Consider the following 688-nt stretch of genomic DNA (forward strand, 5'->3'; position numbering starts at 1 on the left):
GACCGAGTGGGAGCGCCTCTCGGGGACCACCTTCTCGGGCGTCTACGCCCAGATGGCCTCGGTCCACATGGAGCAGTACGGCACCACGCGCGAGCACCTCTCGCGGGTCGCCGTCAAGAACCACGAAAACGGCGCGAAAAACCCCCACGCGCAGTTGGGCTTCGAGTGCTCGCTCGAGGACGCCCAGTCCGCGCCGGTCGTCGCGGACCCGTTGAACCTCTATCACTGCTGTCCGACCTCGGACGGGGCGGCCTGTGCGCTGATCGTCAGCGAGGACGTGGTCGACGACTACACGGACGATCCGATCCGGGTCGCCGGCGTCGGTGCCGGCAGCGACACCGTCGGCCTCTTCCAGCGCGACACCTACACCGGCGTGCCGGCGAGTCAGCGCGCCGCCGAGACGGCCTACGAGATGGCCGACATCGACCCCGACGACCTCGACTTCGCGGAGGTTCACGACTGCTTCGCCATCGCGGAACTGCTGGCGTACGAGGACCTGGGCTTCTGTGAACCGGGCGAGGCCGGCCAGTTGATCGAGTCTGGCGCGACGGCACTTGGCGGCGACCTCCCCGTCAACACCTCCGGCGGCCTCAAGTCCAAGGGCCACCCCATCGGCGCGACGGGTGCCGGACAGGTCGTCGAGGCCTACAAACAACTCTCCGGGAACGCGGGCGAGCGACAGGTCGAG

At 68.8% G+C, this 688-nt stretch carries 1 protein-coding gene; it reads left to right on the plus strand.

Annotated features, from left to right (window positions below):
* On the plus strand, positions 1 to 688 hold a 688-nt coding region (locus C486_RS00410; protein WP_008451719.1), incomplete at both ends, for a thiolase C-terminal domain-containing protein.

Source organism: Natrinema gari JCM 14663, from assembly GCF_000337175.1.
In the GTDB taxonomy this organism is placed as follows: Archaea; Halobacteriota; Halobacteria; order Halobacteriales; family Natrialbaceae; genus Natrinema; species Natrinema gari.